19 protein-coding genes and 1 pseudogene are annotated in these 17,290 nt (G+C 62.3%); 14 read left to right on the forward strand and 6 right to left on the reverse strand.

Annotated features, from left to right (window positions below; genetic code table 11):
• Nucleotides 1–143 precede the first annotated feature (143 nt).
• From NITMOv2_RS18950 to NITMOv2_RS19010, 13 genes and pseudogenes are all read left to right on the forward strand, one after another.
• Nucleotides 144–1,313 (forward strand): helix-turn-helix transcriptional regulator, encoded by a 1,170-nt coding sequence (locus NITMOv2_RS18950; RefSeq protein ID WP_053381355.1) that lies wholly within the window; start codon nt 144–146, stop codon nt 1,311–1,313.
• A complete protein-coding gene (locus NITMOv2_RS18955) occupies nt 1,314–2,519 on the forward strand; it encodes a helix-turn-helix transcriptional regulator (protein WP_053381356.1) in 1,206 nt (401 codons plus the stop codon).
• A gap of 125 nt (nt 2,520–2,644) precedes the next feature.
• Entirely contained in the window at nt 2,645–4,243 is a 1,599-nt protein-coding gene (locus tag NITMOv2_RS18960) for a hypothetical protein (RefSeq protein WP_053381357.1), read from the forward strand.
• A complete protein-coding gene (locus tag NITMOv2_RS18965) occupies nt 4,240–5,676 on the forward strand; it encodes a S8 family serine peptidase (RefSeq protein ID WP_053381358.1) in 1,437 nt (478 codons plus the stop codon). The genes NITMOv2_RS18960 and NITMOv2_RS18965 overlap by 4 nt, the downstream gene beginning before the upstream one ends.
• Before the next feature lie 14 nt (nt 5,677–5,690).
• The gene (locus tag NITMOv2_RS18970) at nt 5,691–6,737 is read left to right on the forward strand and encodes a hypothetical protein (protein ID WP_053381359.1); all 1,047 of its coding nucleotides are present in this window, start codon (nt 5,691–5,693) and stop codon (nt 6,735–6,737) included.
• 89 nt (nt 6,738–6,826) lie between these two features.
• On the forward strand, nt 6,827–7,372 hold the full coding sequence (locus NITMOv2_RS18975) for a DUF488 domain-containing protein (protein ID WP_053381360.1): 546 nt from the start codon (nt 6,827–6,829) through the stop codon (nt 7,370–7,372).
• Between the two features lie 46 nt (nt 7,373–7,418).
• Nucleotides 7,419–7,487: pseudogene (locus NITMOv2_RS25185) on the forward strand (hypothetical protein); the annotation flags it as partial.
• A 37-nt stretch (nt 7,488–7,524) separates the two neighbouring features.
• Nucleotides 7,525–7,797 (forward strand): DUF2784 domain-containing protein, encoded by a 273-nt coding sequence (locus NITMOv2_RS18980; RefSeq protein WP_274519482.1) that lies wholly within the window; start codon nt 7,525–7,527, stop codon nt 7,795–7,797.
• Between the two features lie 133 nt (nt 7,798–7,930).
• Nucleotides 7,931–8,851, forward strand: coding sequence for a cytochrome P460 family protein (locus NITMOv2_RS24105; protein ID WP_083448198.1), 921 nt, complete (start codon nt 7,931–7,933; stop codon nt 8,849–8,851).
• 148 nt (nt 8,852–8,999) lie between these two features.
• The gene (locus NITMOv2_RS18995; protein WP_145976430.1) at nt 9,000–9,254 is read left to right on the forward strand and encodes a hypothetical protein; all 255 of its coding nucleotides are present in this window, start codon (nt 9,000–9,002) and stop codon (nt 9,252–9,254) included.
• Entirely contained in the window at nt 9,233–9,874 is a 642-nt protein-coding gene (locus NITMOv2_RS19000; RefSeq protein WP_053381362.1) for a hypothetical protein, read from the forward strand. Before NITMOv2_RS18995 ends, NITMOv2_RS19000 begins: the two co-directional genes overlap by 22 nt.
• Nucleotides 9,871–10,896 carry a DUF3179 domain-containing protein gene (locus NITMOv2_RS19005; protein ID WP_202967265.1) on the forward strand — a complete coding sequence of 342 codons (1,026 nt, stop codon included), beginning with the start codon at nt 9,871–9,873 and terminating at the stop codon, nt 10,894–10,896. Before NITMOv2_RS19000 ends, NITMOv2_RS19005 begins: the two co-directional genes overlap by 4 nt.
• 78 nt (nt 10,897–10,974) lie before the next feature.
• On the forward strand, nt 10,975–11,475 hold the full coding sequence (locus tag NITMOv2_RS19010; RefSeq protein WP_053381363.1) for a hypothetical protein: 501 nt from the start codon (nt 10,975–10,977) through the stop codon (nt 11,473–11,475).
• Nucleotides 11,476–11,574: 99 nt separating this feature from the next.
• On the opposite strand, the gene NITMOv2_RS19015 is transcribed toward NITMOv2_RS19010, so the two are convergent.
• Both NITMOv2_RS19015 and NITMOv2_RS19020 read right to left on the reverse strand, forming a co-directional pair.
• A complete protein-coding gene (locus tag NITMOv2_RS19015) occupies nt 11,575–12,168 on the reverse strand; it encodes a Crp/Fnr family transcriptional regulator (RefSeq protein WP_238590392.1) in 594 nt (197 codons plus the stop codon).
• 358 nt (nt 12,169–12,526) lie between these two features.
• The gene (locus tag NITMOv2_RS19020) at nt 12,527–13,234 is read right to left on the reverse strand and encodes a helix-turn-helix transcriptional regulator (protein WP_202967266.1); all 708 of its coding nucleotides are present in this window, start codon (nt 13,232–13,234) and stop codon (nt 12,527–12,529) included.
• Nucleotides 13,235–13,358: 124 nt separating this feature from the next.
• Between NITMOv2_RS19020 and NITMOv2_RS19025 the strand changes: the two genes are divergently transcribed.
• The gene (locus tag NITMOv2_RS19025) at nt 13,359–13,964 is read left to right on the forward strand and encodes an SRPBCC family protein (protein ID WP_187299274.1); all 606 of its coding nucleotides are present in this window, start codon (nt 13,359–13,361) and stop codon (nt 13,962–13,964) included.
• A gap of 89 nt (nt 13,965–14,053) precedes the next feature.
• Here NITMOv2_RS19025 and NITMOv2_RS19030 read toward each other — a convergent pair whose 3' ends face one another.
• The 4 genes from NITMOv2_RS19030 to NITMOv2_RS19045 all read right to left on the reverse strand — a co-directional run bounded on the left by NITMOv2_RS19030 (nt 14,054) and on the right by NITMOv2_RS19045 (nt 17,160).
• A complete protein-coding gene (locus tag NITMOv2_RS19030; protein WP_053381367.1) occupies nt 14,054–15,286 on the reverse strand; it encodes an ABC transporter substrate-binding protein in 1,233 nt (410 codons plus the stop codon).
• A gap of 58 nt (nt 15,287–15,344) precedes the next feature.
• Nucleotides 15,345–15,944 carry a pyridoxamine 5'-phosphate oxidase family protein gene (locus NITMOv2_RS19035; RefSeq protein WP_053381368.1) on the reverse strand — a complete coding sequence of 200 codons (600 nt, stop codon included), beginning with the start codon at nt 15,942–15,944 and terminating at the stop codon, nt 15,345–15,347.
• Between the two features lie 70 nt (nt 15,945–16,014).
• A complete protein-coding gene (locus NITMOv2_RS19040) occupies nt 16,015–16,389 on the reverse strand; it encodes a DsrE family protein (RefSeq protein ID WP_053381369.1) in 375 nt (124 codons plus the stop codon).
• Between the two features lie 204 nt (nt 16,390–16,593).
• Nucleotides 16,594–17,160, reverse strand: coding sequence for a carboxymuconolactone decarboxylase family protein (locus NITMOv2_RS19045; protein WP_053381370.1), 567 nt, complete (start codon nt 17,158–17,160; stop codon nt 16,594–16,596).
• Nucleotides 17,161–17,290 lie beyond the last annotated feature (130 nt).

Below are 17,290 nucleotides of genomic sequence, written 5' to 3' on the forward strand. Positions count from 1 at the left end.
TTGAGCAGCGTAACCGGCTCAAGAGCCAAAAACCGCGTAAATTCTCATCTCCGGCCCGATTCTCTACTGGATTTTCTTCAGCAAAGAGACCTATACTGGCGGCCCCATACGGGTTAGGGCCGGATAGTCCCGCGAGGCACACCATGTTGCGCGAGCATCAGGTTGCCGACCTCATCGGACGCATCTACGACGCCGCGCTCGATGCGTCGCTCTGGCCTTCCGTCTTACTCGATCTCGTCAAACTGACCAAAAGCCACACCGGCAACTTCGCGGTCCTGGATCTGACCACCAAGGCCACGCAGCCGATCGCCGCCCTCGACATGCCGGCCAAGTGTTTCTCGGACTACGAGAAGTACTTCTGGCAAAAAGACATCTGGACTCCCAAGCCGGACGCTTTTGATGTGGGCGTGGTCTACACCAGCCAACAGCATGTGTCCGACCAAGAACTGGCGCGCAGCGAGTTCTACCATGATTGGATGAAGCCCATCGGGCTCTTTCACGGTTTGGGCGGCATCCCGCTTGTCGAAGACCACAAGATGTTTCTGGCCGGCATGCATCGGCCCCTGCGGTCGGGCAGGCCGTATCGAGCGGCGGACGTACGGGAGGTCCAGCGGCTGTTCCCGCATCTGAAGCGCGCTTTCCAAATTCACCGGCGCCTCGACGGTCTCACCGCCGAGCGGGACACGCTGGCCGAGGCAGCCGATCGACTGCCCCGCGGCGTTTTCGCTGTCGCGGCAGACGGCCGACTCTTGTGGGTCAATCGCCTGGGTGAAGCTCTGTGCCGGGAAGCCGACGGCTTCACCATCCAACGAGGCTGCCTCGCGACGGCCCTTCCCGGGGAGACAGGCCGATTACGGCAACTCCTCCACCACTGTCAGCAGACCGGTACCGGCGCGGGTCTGGGCAGCGGCGGCGCCATGCTGGTATCGAGGCCGTCAGGTTTGCGGCCCTACATTGCGCTCGTCAGTCCCCTGCGAGCAGGCCGGGGGCGGCTCGACGATCGCCTGCCGGCTGCGGTGGTGTTCGTTGCAGACCCGGAGCGGATGCCGGGCGTCTCCATCGATCGACTCACGAAACTGTACGGCCTGACTCGGGCAGAGGCGGAACTGGCTCTGCAACTGGCCGGCGGGTTGGACCTGCGGGACATCGCGTCCGCCATGGGCAAGACGCTGAACACGCTCCGCACGCAGTTGAAACAGGTCTTTCAGAAAACCGGCACGGCCCGGCAAGCGGAGTTGGTTCGACTCGTCATGCAGACCGACGGGGTCTCGAGCCAGCCGGGCCTCCGTCGCAACGGCCACGTGAGGGCATGAATGACGCGCCAAGGCGAGACGCTGGCCCTCCTCGGCCAGATCTACGACGCCGCGTTCGATGCGTCGAAGTGGCCGTCCGTTCTCTCATCATTGGCGCGAGTGTTCAACGGGCAGACGGCGAGCTTCTTTCAACAGGACTTCACGACGGGCGCCGGGCGGCCGTTGGCCTTTCATGATTTGGCCGTCGCCAGTTTCCACGAGTACGCCGCCTACTACTGGGCGCAAGACCTGTGGAGCCTGCATCCTCGCCGTCATGCCGTTGGGAAAGCGTATCTGAGTCATCAGCACATTGCCGATGCCGATCTCTTGTGCACCGAGTTCTACAACGATTTCATGCGGCCCAACCGGTTGTTTTACGCGATCGGGAGCCTCCCGCTGATCGAGGGCCGGCGCCTCTACATGCTGGGCCTGCATCGGCCCAAACCTCAGGGACGGCCTTTTACCCGCGGGCAACGGGAGCATCTCCAACGGCTCGTGCCCCACATCCGGCGCGCCCTGCAGATCCACCACCGCCTGGAAGAAGCGACCGTCGAGCGAGACGCCTTCCGCGAAGCGGCCGATCACCTGCCTCGCGGAATCTTTACGTTCGACGGGCAGGGACGGCTGCTGTGGGTCAATCCAGTGGGCGAAGCACTCTGCCGCCAGGCCGATGGGCTCACGATCGAGCGCGGCATCCTGACGGCCGCGCTTGCGGCTGAGACGCAGCGGTTACACCAGCTCATCCGAGATGCCGCCGAGGCGGTTCATGGAGCGGTCCTGGCGGAGAGCGGCGCAACCTTGATTTCCCGACCTTCCGGACGCCGGCCCTACGTGGCGTTCGCCAGCCCGTTGCGAGCAGGCCCACGGCCCATCGACGATCGCCAACCGACCGCCGCCGTGTTCGTGACCGACCCCGCACGAACGCCCGAGCTTCCGCTGGAACGACTGATGAGGCTGTATGGCCTGACCGGCGCGGAAGCGCAGCTGGCGCGGCACATCGCAAGCGGACGGAGTCTGCGGGACATCGCCTCCTCGTCGAGCCGCACGATGAACACCATTCGCACACAGTTGAAACAGGTGTTTCAGAAAACGGGCACCAGCCGCCAAGCCCAGCTCGTCCGGCTCCTGCTTCAGATTGAGGGCGTGACGAACGGCCGGGTCCCACAGGAAAGGGTCAGGAACCATTTGCGCCCAGCGCCCTTCGGGTCTTCGACCAATGGTTCCTGACCCTTGCGCATCACCCAAATGGGGGTTGTCCTCTTACCGGCGGCGTGAAACAGTGCCGCCGTCATCAGCGGGCTCAAACCGGCGCTGCGCCTGGAAGTCAGCCCGCCGGGCCGCAGGAGGACCGTATGATTCCTGACTCATTCTTCCGGTTCCGCTCGCCGCTGATTCTCATCATGGCTCTCGGCAGTGCCCTCCTCGCGGGCCCGCTCTGGCAGATCTCTCCGGTTCAGTCCGACACGCTCTCGCCCCAGCGCATCCAGGAACTCACCGATCTCGGCGCCCAAATTGCCGACCGCGAGAAAGCGATGAAGGAGGCCGAGCAGCAATTGCAAAACCCGAATCTCAGTCCCGCAGACCGCGAACGGCTGACGAAGGAAGTAGGGGATCATCGCGACTTCATCAAAAACACCAAAGATGGAGTGGCAGCTCAGGGAGCAGACCAGAAGCGGGTGCTTGATCGCGCGATCGAAGCACGGCAGAAACAGCATCAACTCAAGGAAGCGGAGGCGAAGGCCAAGGCCGATCCGAATGACAAAAAGGCCCAGCGTACGGCGAACCGTCTCAGAGTCGAGCTGCAGAACGACTACAAGGACCTCGGCACGTTGCCTCCGTTGGCCAGCGCAGCGATGCCGGGCACGGGGACGGCGGGGCAAGCGGTCGCAGCCGCAGTTCTGCTCGACGACTGTAAGAAGCAGCTCTTGTTGTCGTCGTCGACTCCGGCGCAGGAGACACCGGGCTTGTTCGGCGACCGGCTTCGACCGCTTCTTCACTCTGCGCTGCGCGCGTCGCTCAAGAGCCGGCCGGACTCCTCGCCATTGCATCGTGCGCGCTTTGTCGAAGCTGGCGGCGAATCCGACACCTCATACTTACGATTTGTGAACGATCCGCTGCCGCCTTCCGGCGCGATGACTCCCGGCTCTTCCACCGGCGCTGGGCAGCGGGTGAATTTTTCGCTGGGTGGGAATATCCAGTACAAGAGGCCGGGGAAGGGAGGAATGAAGAGTAAACAGACGGAGCAACTCTCCTTGGAAAACAACACGTCCATCACGCTGGAGTTCACCGGGAAAAATGAGAACGTGTGGAGCTTGTGCGCCGGCTATCGGCTCCCGTGGAACCCGGAGGATCGGGATCCGCCGGTGCTCGACTATGCCAAACCGGACGACACCTACCGGATCCGAGGCAACTTCACATGGCCGGAACTTCAGTACCGGCAGAATACCTATGACAATCTCAAGATCCACGCCTCGTACCGCGACGCCGACGGGGACCTGGCGTTCGGGACCACGAATCTTCCGGTGCCCCAGTTGCCCGCGATCCCCGATCTTCCTTCCCTCTCCCTGTCTCCCGAAGAGAGCATGTGGCCCGTGCCGACCGGCGATGTGGCGATCGACGATCGGCTTCAATACATCAAACGGTTCACGCCGGAGACGGATATCCCGCAACTGAGCCTGAATCTGGAACAGGCCGGGCTCCATGGAGTGGACACCTGGACCGCCTGGCGGAACAACCCGCTGGGCGGCGATTTCTACGTCTATTATCTCGACGACCTGTCTCACATCGACCAATTCAAAATCATCAGCGGCCGCTATCTGGACATCTTCGAACCGAACGAGGATAGAGGCGGCGCCCCGGCTCCAAGTCTGCACCCGATGTACTGGCCCAAGCGTCAGGGCCAAACGCTCCCACATTGGACCATCCATCTGCCGCCCGCAGGAGTCCCATGAAAACCATGCGCCCGAGCGTCGTCTTATTGTTCGTCGTCGCGCTTTCGCTCGCCGTCGAGGTGCGTCCGACTCCAGCGGGAGACAGAGGCCCGACAAGTCCCAACGATCCGTTCTACGGTTCGACCGGCACATGGGGGCAACCGTTCCTCGATCAATGGTACTTGCGCACCCTGGGATTTCTCCCCAAAGGCGGCGGACGGTCGGCCTGGGATATCGAGACCGGAATCACGCGTCCTGTGATCGTCGCAGTGCTGGATACGGGGCTCGATTACTACCATCCGGACATACCACGATCGTCCCTTTGGCTGAACCTCACGCTCAAACCAGGGGAAAGCCCCGACGGGTACGAGAATGACGTGATCGGCTGGAACTTCGTCGATCATACCAATAATCCCTGGGACAACGACGGACACGGAACATTCGTCGCCGGCATCATCGGGGCGGCGGCGGACAACGGACAGGGCATCGCCGGGATCAACTGGGGCGTCAAAATCATGCCGCTCAAAGTTCTGAACGTGTTCGCCCACGGCAAAGCGTTCAATCTCGCGCGCGCCATCGTCTATGCCGTGGACCACGGAGCTCGGATTCTCAACCTGAGCATCGAGGGCGAGCAGCTCACTCGGACGGAGCAGCTCGCGATCGACTATGCCTATAACCGAGGCGCCTTGATCGTCGTGGCGGCCGGCAACCAGGCGAGCGACACCGACGGCCGAGGGCCGGCAGGTTTGCGGAATGTGCTGACCGTCGCGTCGGTCGATCTCAACGACAAGCGCGCCCCCTTTTCGAACTGGGGCAAGCACGTCAAGATCGCGGCGCCGGGCGTCGATATCCTGTCGCTGCGAGCGCGACGGACCGATTTCAATTTGCTCACCGGGGCTGAAGGCTATAAAGCCGGGGAAAGTTTCGTGGGCCCCCACGGCCAATTCATGCGGTCGTCCGGGACGTCGTTTTCGGCTCCTATGGTTTCCGGCGTGGCCTCCCTCATTTGGGCCAAGTATCCGAATCTGACCAATGTGCAGGTCGAGCGGATGCTGCTGGAATCCGCCGACGATGTGGAGGAGCCGGGGTGGGACAACTATACCGGCGCCGGTCGCCTCAACGCCGTGGCAGCATTGAAGGCCGATCCGAACTATTTCCTCACCGCCAAGGTCTCCCAAGTCGGACCCGTCAAGATCGACGGGAAGACGGCCATTCAAGTCTCCGGCAGCGCCGTGGGCAGCCGGCTCAAGAGCTACGAGTTGCAGCTCGGGCAAGGCGAAACACCGCCGGCCTGGAAGACGGTCGCGAAGGTCGATGGGAAGTCTGTCGAGGACGGCGTGCTGGGCACCTTCCCGGTCAAAGAGATCACGGCGAAAGGGAAGTGGATGATCCGGCTCGTCGCGCAGGACGGAACCAAAACGAAAGAAGCGCGCGGCACGTTGGACGTCAAGTAACCAGGAGGAAGATTATGGCTTTCACGCGGCCACTCGCAGGCAGGTGGGCTCTGCTGTTTTTCTGCGCAGCATCCATGATCGCAATCCCGGCCACGGACGCATTCGCCGTGGCAGGGAAGTTCACCAGCGCTCCCCCCGGCGCTGCGCTTTCTAAAGGGGAACTGACCTTGGAGTTGAATGAGCCGGTGAACGGCCTGACAGAGGTTACGGTGCAGGTCAACGAGCGCGGCGAGTTCACAACGCCTCCCGGAGTCGAGCAGGACAATATCAAGAACTGCCGATACCGGAACGACAAGGGGGAAACGACTTCATTTCGATGCGGCGGATATTTGGCGTTCGGTGGAGGCGCAGCAGGAATGACTGGCCTCACTGCCGGACTCTTTGTCCCGGGATCTACGGAGTTCATCATCGGCGGCGGCTGGGGCACCGGCATCGGAGCCACTGGCGGATCGTCGCGAGCCAACGCCGGCACGCTGACAGGCAAGGGCGAGCATCTCGGCGGCGGCGCTGTCAACATTCTAATCCGCTCCTTTTTTCCTGTTGAACCGCTGGGCATCAAGGCGGGCGCATTCGTCGAGTTCGATGGATTCTTCGATGCCGAAGGCAGCAGCGGGATCGGAGTCGCCCACTTGAATCCTGCAGCAGACGATACGAGAATGATCAGGAAGGTGCATCGCGCCTTCGGATTTGGGTTTACTCAGGTGGTTCCTGTTGGAGCGGGGTTTTTTCTCGATTTCCAACAGGGCATTGCCTTTGTCCAGCAAAGCATCGAGGGCATCACGGACCAGTCCAGCGGCGGAGGACCGGTCGAGCGTTTCCGCAGGGATTTTACGACCATTTCGCCGAAGCTCGGCGCGTCCATCGAATATCAGTTGCCGAACTGGCCGGTCCGCGTTCGTCTTGCCACCGAGTTCATTTACCTGTCCAGCGCCGGCGTAAATGGATTCGCGAACTTTTCCACCCAAGCCTTTGCCTTTCAATCACGCGGGCAGTGGTTTGCAACCAGCACCTTTGGGTTCGTCATACCTTTGACGTCTTTCTTTAATGCGATCGGCGCATAACTACCTCCTACCGGGCGGGTCAGACCCGCCCGGTGCTTGTCCTCCAATCCCGCTTCTCATCACCCGCACCGCGTCTGGTATGGTGTCCTATGACTCTCTGGACCATCGGCCATTCGACGCGGCCGATTGACGAGTTTCTCGCGCTGCTGAAGGCGCATGACATCCGGCAGCTCGTCGACGTCCGCACCGTGCCGAAGTCCCGCCACAATCCGCAGTTCAATACCGACCGACTCGCCAAGAGTCTCAAGAAGGCAGGACTGGGTTATCTGCACATGCCTCAGCTTGGCGGTCTTCGGAAGGCCAAGAAGGATTCGATCAATACCGGCTGGCGCAACGCGAGCTTTCGCGGCTATGCGGACTACATGCAGACGGATCAGTTCGTCGAAGCGCTGGAAGAGCTGATGGCGTATGGCACGGACAAAAGCACGGCCATCATGTGCGCCGAAGCGGTTCCGTGGCGCTGTCATCGTTCGCTCATTGCCGATGCGCTGACAAGCCAGGGCTGGACGGTGGTGGACATCATGACCGAGCAGCGCGCCGACCCGCACAGACTGACGCCCTTCGCCAAAATGACGCAGGGCCGCGTCACCTATCCCGCTCCGATGGACGAGCAAGAACCGAGGCTGTTCGACTAAACGGTCGCTTGCCGCCTGTGCCGGATTCCGCCACACTGCCGGAGCCATGCTGTACAGCCTCCTCGCCGATTTCGTCGTCGTGCTCCATTTGGCCTTTGTGGTCTTTGTGCTGACGGGCGGCTTGCTGGCGCTCAAGTGGCCGTGGATCGTGCGTGTGCATCTGCCGGGCCGCGGCCTGGGGCACGATCGTCGAATTTTCCGGCTGGCTCTGTCCGCTCACGCCGCTCGAGAACTGGCTGCGGGAGCAGGCCGGGCAGCAGGCGTACCGGACGGATTTCCTCGAGCGATATCTCCTGCCGATTCTCTATCCGGATGGGCTGACCCGTGAGATGCAGTTCGTGCTGGGATCGATTGTGCTGCTGGTGAACGGCACGGTCTACGGGATCTTGTGGCGCAGGCACAATCGCATACGCCACCGCGTCTAGGAGTGGTCCTTACGAAATTCCCGCGCGTTTGGATTCATCGACGTGCCAGTCATGTGAACATCCGTTTTCCCCGTCCTCCCGTAATGACACACGACAGGTCAGTTCACGACCATTCCATCACGAGGAGGATGTTATGCAGAGAACGATCGTCACATCGATGCTGGCCGGCGGGCTGCTGCTGAGCCTGGCCGGCTGCAACACTATGGAATCCGGGCCGGGCAAGATGACGGCCGACAAGTCGCTGTACGACCGCTTGGGCGGGAAGCCCGCCATCACGGCGGTCGTGGACGACTTCGTCGGTCGTGTCGCCGCCGACAGCCGCATCAACGGCAAGTTCGCGAATGCCAACATCCCGCGCTTGAAAACGATGCTGGTCGATCAAATCTGCCAAGCCTCCGGAGGGCCCTGCACCTACAGCGGTCGTGACATGAAGGCCGCGCATGCGGGCATGGGCATCACCGGCGAGGAATTCGATGCGCTGGTGGGCGATCTCGTCGCGACGTTAAACAAGTTCAAGGTCGGCGAGCGGGAAAAGAACGACCTGCTCGGCGCGCTGGGTCCCATGAAGAAAGATATCGTGACCTCGCCGACGGCCTCCGGCCCGGACGGCCGACTGCCGCTGCCGGGAGATTACAAGTCCTGGCCTAAGTTTCTGGTGGACATCCCGAAAGGCGAAGCCAAGCAGGTGCGCGACATCTACATCAACCAGACCGGCGCCCGCACTTCAGCCGGCCAGCCCTTTCCCAACGGCACCGTCATGGTAATGGAGATTTACAAGGCCAAGTTGGACGGCGACAAGATCGCGACCGGCATGGACGGCAAGCCGCTCAAGGGCGACCTGGCCAAGGTCTTCGTGATGGGCAAGGATCAGGGTTGGGGCGACAAGCTCCCGGATAACCTTAAGAACGGCGATTGGATCTACGCCGCGTACGATGCATCGAGCCAGCCGTTGATGGAAGACTTCGCCAAGTGCCGCGCCTGCCATACGCCGTTGGCGCAGAAAGATTTCGTCCATCGCTACGACGAGTACTTCCAATCCCGGACACGCATGTAAGCGTCGTTCCAGAAGCTTGCCGAGAGGAAGGGATGACCGAGCGTCGCCCTTCCTCTCACGCCGGCCTTCTGTCGCCCACATTCTCTTCAGCCGACCCTCTGTAAGCCAGCTCACAGATACCGCTTGGGATCTGCGATAGGGTGCGCGCATGCGCCGAATGGACGTCTATTTTCACGACGGCTGCCTGTCCGAGCCGGCGATCCTGCTGCTGGCGAGGGACATCGCGCGAGACTGTCCGACATGGAAGATCGCCGTCCATCCCTTGCTGGATCACGAAGCCAAGGCGCTCGGCCTGGCCGTCCTTCCCGCCATCGTGCTGAACGGCCGGCCCGCGGCGACCGGAATCCCGAAGAAAGATTGGCTGCTGGAGAAAATGCACGAATGCGAATCAGCGGAGCGGTGAAAGAGAAGAGCGTTCGCCGACTGCTCGAATCCGCCGCTCGGACGCCGGCGGAATATGGGGCGCGACGAAGCGGGATCGAGCAGGCCAGAGCGCGCGATGTCCGCCGCATCTGTGCGGACATCACCCGCACATTCGACGTCGCCTTCGTGCCCGACGTCTTTGCGGGGATGTGCGCGCGGCCGGCCTATCTGGAAGCCGCATGGGAACTGTTTCAGGACGATGTGGGCCTCGGCGGGATGGATCGCCGGACCAGGCGGATCGTGGCGTTGGCCATCACGACCAACGAGGCCGGGGCGTATTACATCGCGGCTTATCCGCACACGTTTCGCCTGAACGGGCTGGACGAGGCCACATGCGATAAGGTGGACTACTTTCTGTGGATGGTCACGGCCTTTGAACGATTTCTCTTGGACGCGAAGCCGCCCGACGAGCCACAGCCGGCCTATGTCGCCGCCGCGGATTGGCGTGAACCGTTCCGGCCCAAAGGTGTCGCCATGGCGATCGTTCCACCGTCACGCAAACCTCCCGGCCGTCAGGAACCGAGTTGGCTTGAGAAGGCGTTGGTGGCGCTGCTCATGCTGACCATCTTGGCAATAGGAGTCTATCTGGTGCTGCCGTGAATGGCCGGCAGACCGCTGATGGCGATCGGGTGACGGGCGGCCGCCTCCTGTGGTCGGCGCTCACGTCGCCGCGATGGCGGTGGACACTGTTTCTGGAAGTGGGCGCCGCCATCGTGCTCGCCGCGTGGCTGGGGCTCGGGAAGACGCCCGCGACGCAATTCGACCTCACACAACACAGTGTGCCGCTCGACCGCATCGTCGAAGGAGGACCGGGCAAGGACGGCATTCCCGCCATTCTTCACCCACGATTCGTCCCCCTGTCGGAGGCGACATTTCTTTCCGACGGCGACCGGGTCTTGGGCCTTCACGCGGGGACCGAGGCCAAAGCCTACCCGATCAAAATTCTGAACTGGCATGAGATCGTCAACGATTCGATCGCGGGCAAGCCGGTCGTCGTGACCTACTGTCCGCTCTGTGGGAGCGGCATCGCGTTCGAGGCGGCCATCCAAGGCCGGCCCCACACCTTCGGGGTCTCCGGCCTCCTGTATCAAAGCGATCTGCTGATGTACGACCATCAAACCGAAAGCCTCTGGTCTCAGATCGGCATGCAGGCGGTGGCGGGACCGCTGACCGGAGAAAAGCTCTGGCCCATCTTCCTCGAACATACGACGTGGGCGGAATGGCGCGGGGCCCATCCGACCACGCTCGTCCTGTCCACCCGAACAGGATCGTTTCGGAACTACGAGAGCGATCCCTATCTCGGATACGCGGACCGCCCGGACCTGATGTTCGACACCGACCGAGTCGATCCGCGCTTCCATCCAAAAGAGTGGATCGTCGGCGTGGAGGTCGACGGCGTCAGTAAGGCCTACCCGTTCGCCGAGCTGAAGAAAGGGCCGTCGCCCGTTGCCGACCAAGTGGGCGGACGGCGCATCACGGTGCGCTTCAATCTTCACGCCCAGAGCGCATCCGTCGCCGACGACAACGGAAAGCCGGTCCCCTCCGTGACGGCCTTCTGGTTCGCCTGGTACGCCTTCCACCCGAAGACGCTGGTGTTTACGGCGCCCGCGCCGGAGCGGTAGCACGCCGGGCTCCACGGATTGCCCGGCCTTCGCGTGTTATACTGCGCCGTGCCATCTCCCTTCTCTAAGGAGGTCGTTATGCCCCTCCAACATCTCTCCACCATCGGGCGCGTGCCTCTCATCGCTCCGCCGATTCTCGGCGCGGTCCTGCTCACCGCCGGCTGCGTCGGCATCGACGATTATCGGACCGTGACCCGCGAAGCCGAGGGGCTGCGCTCCCTGCTGCAGGCGGAGCAGCGCCGCGTGCAGGACATGGAAGTCAAGCTCCGCGAGTTGACTGGCAAGGCGCAAGACCTGGAACGAGCGGCCAACGCGGCGCGCGAGGAAGCCGCCCGGCGGGAGCGCGAATACAGAGAGATCCGGGACGAACTGTTGGCCTTGAAGATCCCGTTGGAGCAGCGACGCGTGCATACCCAGCGCAGCCGGGCCCGTGAGGGATCGGGTCCGTTGGAGTCGGAACTCAGATCGTCCATGACGGGCGTCGGACTGCCGGTTTCCCCACCGACATCGGCCGAGAGCAGCAAGCAGCGCCTGAAGGACGCGCTGCAGGAGTTCCAGAGACTGCTGGATGTGAACTAAGGACCGCGAAGACCCGGCCCTTCGCATCCGACCGCTCGACCCGGAACTGGCCGACGTGAGATCGCAGACAGCGGCCATGCATCGGACGAGAGAAGAGGGTTAAGACACCAGACGCGACAAGGCGTCCATCTTAAGAATTATGATCGTCCGGCCGTCGATGTGAATCAGGCCTTCATCGCGGAACTGGCCGAGGGTGTGGCTCACCGTTTCGCGGCTGCAGCCGATCAAGTTCGCCATTTCCTGATGGGTTAGCTTCGCCTTCAGGCGGATCCCGCGCGGTTCCTGCACGCCGCCGCTCTTGATGAGCTCGACGAGCAAATGGGCCAAGCGCGCCGGCACGTCCCGGAAGACGAGGTCTTCGACCCGGCTTTGGATGCGCCGCAGCCGCAAACCGATCAGCTTCGTGAGCTTGACGGTGATGCTGGGATGCATTTCGAGGTATCGGTCGAAATCTTCGCGGCGAATGACGCAGATCATGGCGTCGTCCAGCGCTTCGGCCGCCGTTTCGCGCGGCAACCCTTCCAGCACCTCCAATTCACCGAAGATCTCCCCCGGTTCCAAGATTTCAAATGTCACTTCTTTGCCGCTGGCGCCGGTGTTCGCCAGTTTGACGCGGCCCTGTTTGAGCAGATAGACGTTGTTGCTGGGATCGCCTGGTAGATAGAGTGGTTGGCGCTTCTTGACTTCCTGCATCCTGGTAATCCGCTCCATCTCCTGCATCTCAGAGGGGGACATGCCGTCAAATAGGCGGATGTGCTTCAGGAACCAAAGTTTGCTGGTGGCAGATTTTTGTGGATGCTCCATAAGGAGTCAATTGTACGAGATGGATCGAGGGTACCGGATCAGCCGAGGCAAAACAAGGCGACTCTCTGGTTACGAGGCCGAACAGTCCGCACAGTGCGTGGAGCGCCAATCATCCTGTGAATGTCGAGAAAGATACAGATCGTCTATCTACACACAGAAGAGTGCCGCAACTGTAAGCTAGCTCACAGTTGTAGACGGATGCGCTGGGTCGCAGTGGCGTCGTGACCGACAAACTCAACCGCTTGCGCTATTCCACCAGAGGGCGCCGCTGCTCCGGCTCGGGAATTTGGGCTTGGATCAACCGAAGGTCGGGGGTGAAGCGGATCTGCGGATCAAGAGTCGGGTGCGTGATGCGGTCCATCCGAAACGTCCGCGGTTTCCGCTTGTCGACGTCGCGGGCGAGGATATACCACACCGGAGTTTCGACCAGTAGGCCGTGAGGCTCGATGCGGCGCACGGACTTGTTCCCGAACCGGTCCGTGTACCGAAACCGAAGCCCGATGCCGTTCGTAAAGCCCTCCTCGAACACGTCCAATAGCTCGCGCGGCGGCCGGCCGGCCGATGATCGTATCTCCTCACCCGCGGGAGGGCCCACGATGACCCGGCGGCACAGCTCCCGAAGCGCACCGGCTCTGTGACCCGGCAGACTGCTCAGGAGCTTGGCGAGCCCGGAACTCGCCGCACGGCTCCAGGGGAGATCGCTTCCCTCGCGAGACAATCGAGCCGCCAGCCAGATGGCCGTCACCTCGGTCACCGACATATGCACCGCCGTCACCCCGCGCGAACCATCCAGGCGTATCCCTCCGCCCGGACCCGCATCACCGACGATCGGGAGGCCGCGCTGACGCAGCGCCGCCACATCGCGCAGCACGGTACGCGGGCTGACCCCCAACTCCACCGCGAGCGCTCCTACGGTGGTTTCGGCGCAGGCGCGCAACCGATCCGCCAACTCCATCAAACGCTCAGCTCTCGGCATTTGGTGACAGATTCTGTCACCGATCCGCATATATTCGCAATACGGGCGAACAGCGGAAAGGAGGCGTCACATGATTCCATGCACGGTGTTGTCGCGTCGAGCGTTGATCCTGGTCCTTGCAACGGCGGTCACCGGCTCGTGTACCGGAGCAAGTCCGGATTTATCCATAAAGAGCACAATCAAGGAGGTTCACGCCATGAAAGACGCCAACAAGATGATCCCACCGGTCAGTTCTTTCACCAGCGCGCCCCTGCGGAATCGACTGCGCGTCGAGTTGAAGGCCCCCGTCTCCGAGGTGTGGGCGCTGATCGGCGACCTCTCACGATTTCCTGAGTACAGCTCCGGGCTCGAGAAGGTGGTGGCGACGCACGATGCAAGCGGCGCGCTCACGGAGTACGTGTGCCACTTCAAGCCGGGAGAAAACAACGGAGAGGGGATCTCGCACCGTGAGAAAATCCGTTGGTATGAGCCGAACCGCGGCTACGCCTCGAGCGGCGAGGAGGGCAACGCCTTCGGCCTCTCAAACGATCTCAATCTTGTGGCCGTGGAGCCGTCGGAGGAGGGCACGATCCTGACGTGGGATGAGTATTACGATGCCGAAGACCTCGATAGCAGGAGAGCCGACTACGACCAAGCCCTCATGGACATCGGTGAACACCTCCGCCGGCGTTTCGGCGGGGCGATCGTCGGTCGGTATGTTGACCGATGATCACCCTCCGAACAGTCGCGAGGGCCGATTCAGTTCACACAGCGCCCTGTGTCTCCGGGTCCCGCCGCCGGCGGGCCCGCGGATCGGCCCTAGAGAGCACAAACCTGGCGGCCTGCCACCGCGTCGCCCGGAATCGTGGCCAGCAATTGATAATGCCCCAGCCCCAACTCCTTGCCGTAGGCCTTCCCCACCAGCACATCCTGCACATGCTGATGATCCGAGGCGCGGAAGTAGGAGCGACCCTCCTTCAAGCCGTCGAATTCATGTCCCTCCAATGCCTTGATCACGGCCCGCGTGTCGGTCGTCCCCGCGCGCCGGACCGCCTCCAGAATCTGCGTCATCGCCGCATAGCCATGGTAACAGCGCGAGGTGGGGGTATGGTTGTACTTGTCGATGACACCCTGAATGAACCGCCGCGAACTGTCGCTCTTGATCTTCGGGTCCCAGATCAAACCCCAGATGCCGGCGTTGTTGGCATAGCCGAGCGGACGGCCGATCTGCTCGCCGCCGATCATCCCACCCACTCCGATCTGCTCCTTCGCCAACCCCGCTGCTGTGTAGGCTTTCAGCGCATGAACGAGATCCCAACCGTAGAGATTCAGGATGACGGCGCCGGGTTTCGCGCTCTTGGCTTGAGCCAGCGCGGCCGTGAAGTCAGTGGTCCCGAAGGGCCTACTGATCGAGCCGAGCACTTCGCCACTTTCGGCCCGAAGCGCTTCGGTCATGGCCTGCTCCGCCGCCCGGCCGTCCATCGTCTCGGCCGTGATCATGAACCAGCGATTCCCGTACGCTTTGACGAGATGGGGCGTCACCGCCCTGGCCAACATCCCGGCGCTCGGCATGAAGACAAACGTGTGCGAATTACAGCCCGAGCCCGTCAACTCCGGCACATGCGCCCCGGTGACCAGAAAGAGCCGGTTTTCCCGCTTGGCCACCTCCGCGACGGCCAGCGCCACGTCGCCGTTGAAGGTGCCCATGAGGAAATCCACGCGATCGTCCGTGATGAGCTTGCGGGCCGCCTCCACGGCGGTCTCCACCTTGGACGCATCATCGGCCTCGATGATCGTGACCGGACGTCCCAGCACTCCGCCGTCCTTGTTGAAGCGATCCACCGCCACGGTGGCGCCGTGCACATCGTGGATCGAAGACGTTTTGTACGGACTTGAAAGCGGATCGATGATGCCGATCTTGATCGGTTCCGCGGCGTGGGCCGATCGTCCGGACCGCGGGAACCGGAGCGAGTCCGCCAGATCTCCGAACGCCAGAACTCCGCCTGTTGCGACCGCGAGCTGCAGAAAACGTCGACGCGATAGATCCTGCATGGGTCGTCCCTCCTTCTATGGCCAAACCAGCATGAGCCCGATCACGTCCAACACTCTCCTAGGCTTGAAGTGATCGAAGCTGCGCTTCCAGCTCGGCGATGCGTGATTTCAATGGCCCGATTGATTCCTCCACCTCCTCGATGGAATAGCGCGGAGTGATGTACTTGGGACAGTTCCAGTCATAGGACACGACATCGATGATGATGATCCGCTCCGCCTTGGCTAATCCGTCACGCTGTGCGAGCCGCACTGCGAGCGCCTGATTGTCTCGGACGTCTTCCACCCGCGCATGCCCGAGAATTTTCAGCCTTGCCCGGTTCTTGTAGTCCATGAGAAACAAGGCCACACGGTCGTTCGCGTGCAGATTCCCGGTGCTCAGAAGTTGCCGGTTCCCGCGGTAATCGGCGAAGGCGAGCGTGCCGGGATCGAGCACCTTCAGAAAGCCTTTCGGCCCGCCCCTGTGCTGGACATAGGGCCAACCGTGTTCGCTGACTGATCCCAGATAGAAACTGTCGCGGTCGGCAATAAATCGGGCCTCCGCTTCGCCTAACGGATCGCGCCCGTGGGCATCCGTGATCGCCGCCGCATGGCCGTAGTACCGTTCCTGTGCGCGGCGCACGGAGTCCGTCATCGTCACATGAAGATATGTTGCAGCCATCGTCTCGCCCTCCGCCGGTTGGGCGGGGAAACGGCTTCAGACTGTCTCCCATCACCCACTGTTCGGCCGGTCAAAACACCACCACGTTCCATCCGTCGGCCAGGTACCGCCTGAGGCTCAAGAGCCCGGCGGTGCCCGGTACCGCGTTGTCGTTCACGGTCGTCACTCCACAGGACCGCACGCCCTCCGTCGCCCCGAACACTTCGGCACAGCCGCACGACGCGCCCTGGACGATGTCGCGCACCGAGTTGTAGAGGCCGTTGGCCGGATGCGTCAGCTTGGTCAGCTCGGCCGGCCAACGTGTTCCGGGGCCGTTGAAGACCACCGCAACCTCATCACCTTTTTGCTTCGATTCAGCGGCGAGCGCGAGGGCGTTGAACACCCGTCCAAGCCCCTCCTCCGCGCCGCTTTTGGGATCCGACAGGATCACGATCGCCGTTTTCATGGGTTCCTCCTTCATGTCAGTGAATGATGGTCGTTGCTCGCTCACGCCGCGGACCTCCCGGTTACTTGAGGGTGGCCAGCGTCTTCACGGCCTGCGCCCTGCTCCAGACGTCGCCGGCCATCAGACGGAAGTTCACGAAGGCCGCTTCATAGCCGTCGAACCCCTTCAAGTGACCTCAGGATTCTTCTCCACGCGACGCAGTCGTCAGGCGCAGTCGCAGGAGGCGACGCCGGGGTGTACGGGTGCCACCTCCGGGAAGTCGATGACCGTGCCGGCAATATGGTTGATGTAATTGCTGAAGATGTTCAGCGCGACATGCGCGACGGTTTCGACGATGTCACTGTCGGTCAGCCCGGCGCGGCGCGCTTGGTCGAGCTCGGTCGGCTCCAATTCTCCCCGCCGAACGACGATACTCTGTGCCAATTTGAGGATGGTCTCGGTCCGCTGGTCCGCCGCGGTGGCCTGCCGGGCATCGGTCAGGTCCTGCCGGGTCAGCCCCAGCTTCCCTCCGATGAACGAGTGGGCGCTCAGGCAGTAGGCGCAGTGATTCGCCTCGGCGACCGCGAGCGCAATCTGCTCGCGAACCTTGGGAGCAAAGCCGCCGTCGCCGAGCGCCGCGCTGAAGTTCAGGTAGCCCTTGAGCGCAGCCGGCGCGTTGCCGAGCACGCGGATGAGGTTGGGCACCACGCCGAGCTTCCCCTGCACGCCGTCGAAGAGGGTTTTGGCCGGACCGGTTGCGGTCTGAGGGTCGAGTTGAGAGATGCGATTCATAGCGCCTCCTGTCATTGTGGTTGTCCGCATGTCCATTGCGGTTGCCATCATGCACAGCAGGCAGCATGCCGAGACGGATGTCATGCGTAACCATTGGAATGTGTTTGGTTTGTCTCCATTTCCCATACTC

Origin of the sequence: Nitrospira moscoviensis (assembly GCF_001273775.1) — a bacterium.
In the GTDB taxonomy this organism is placed as follows: Bacteria; Nitrospirota; Nitrospiria; order Nitrospirales; family Nitrospiraceae; genus Nitrospira_D; species Nitrospira_D moscoviensis.

Bases quoted from the DNA above. Each gene is read 5' to 3' on its own strand.
- NITMOv2_RS19030 (WP_053381367.1), bottom strand. From the start codon at position 15,286: ATGCAGGATCTATCGCGTCGACGTTTTCTGCAGCTCGCGGTCGCAACA.
- NITMOv2_RS19010 (WP_053381363.1), top strand. From the start codon at position 10,975: ATGCCCCTCCAACATCTCTCCACCATCGGGCGCGTGCCTCTCATCGCT.
- NITMOv2_RS24105 (WP_083448198.1), top strand. From the start codon at position 7,931: ATGCAGAGAACGATCGTCACATCGATGCTGGCCGGCGGGCTGCTGCTG.
- NITMOv2_RS19045 (WP_053381370.1), bottom strand. From the start codon at position 17,160: ATGAATCGCATCTCTCAACTCGACCCTCAGACCGCAACCGGTCCGGCC.
- NITMOv2_RS18955 (WP_053381356.1), top strand. From the start codon at position 1,314: ATGACGCGCCAAGGCGAGACGCTGGCCCTCCTCGGCCAGATCTACGAC.
- NITMOv2_RS18970 (WP_053381359.1), top strand. From the start codon at position 5,691: ATGGCTTTCACGCGGCCACTCGCAGGCAGGTGGGCTCTGCTGTTTTTC.
- NITMOv2_RS19020 (WP_202967266.1), bottom strand. From the start codon at position 13,234: ATGGAGTTGGCGGATCGGTTGCGCGCCTGCGCCGAAACCACCGTAGGA.
- NITMOv2_RS18960 (WP_053381357.1), top strand. From the start codon at position 2,645: ATGATTCCTGACTCATTCTTCCGGTTCCGCTCGCCGCTGATTCTCATC.
- NITMOv2_RS18975 (WP_053381360.1), top strand. From the start codon at position 6,827: ATGACTCTCTGGACCATCGGCCATTCGACGCGGCCGATTGACGAGTTT.
- NITMOv2_RS19035 (WP_053381368.1), bottom strand. From the start codon at position 15,944: ATGGCTGCAACATATCTTCATGTGACGATGACGGACTCCGTGCGCCGC.
- NITMOv2_RS19015 (WP_238590392.1), bottom strand. From the start codon at position 12,168: ATGCAGGAAGTCAAGAAGCGCCAACCACTCTATCTACCAGGCGATCCC.
- NITMOv2_RS18950 (WP_053381355.1), top strand. From the start codon at position 144: ATGTTGCGCGAGCATCAGGTTGCCGACCTCATCGGACGCATCTACGAC.
- NITMOv2_RS19000 (WP_053381362.1), top strand. From the start codon at position 9,233: ATGCGAATCAGCGGAGCGGTGAAAGAGAAGAGCGTTCGCCGACTGCTC.
- NITMOv2_RS18995 (WP_145976430.1), top strand. From the start codon at position 9,000: ATGCGCCGAATGGACGTCTATTTTCACGACGGCTGCCTGTCCGAGCCG.
- NITMOv2_RS19040 (WP_053381369.1), bottom strand. From the start codon at position 16,389: ATGAAAACGGCGATCGTGATCCTGTCGGATCCCAAAAGCGGCGCGGAG.
- NITMOv2_RS18965 (WP_053381358.1), top strand. From the start codon at position 4,240: ATGAAAACCATGCGCCCGAGCGTCGTCTTATTGTTCGTCGTCGCGCTT.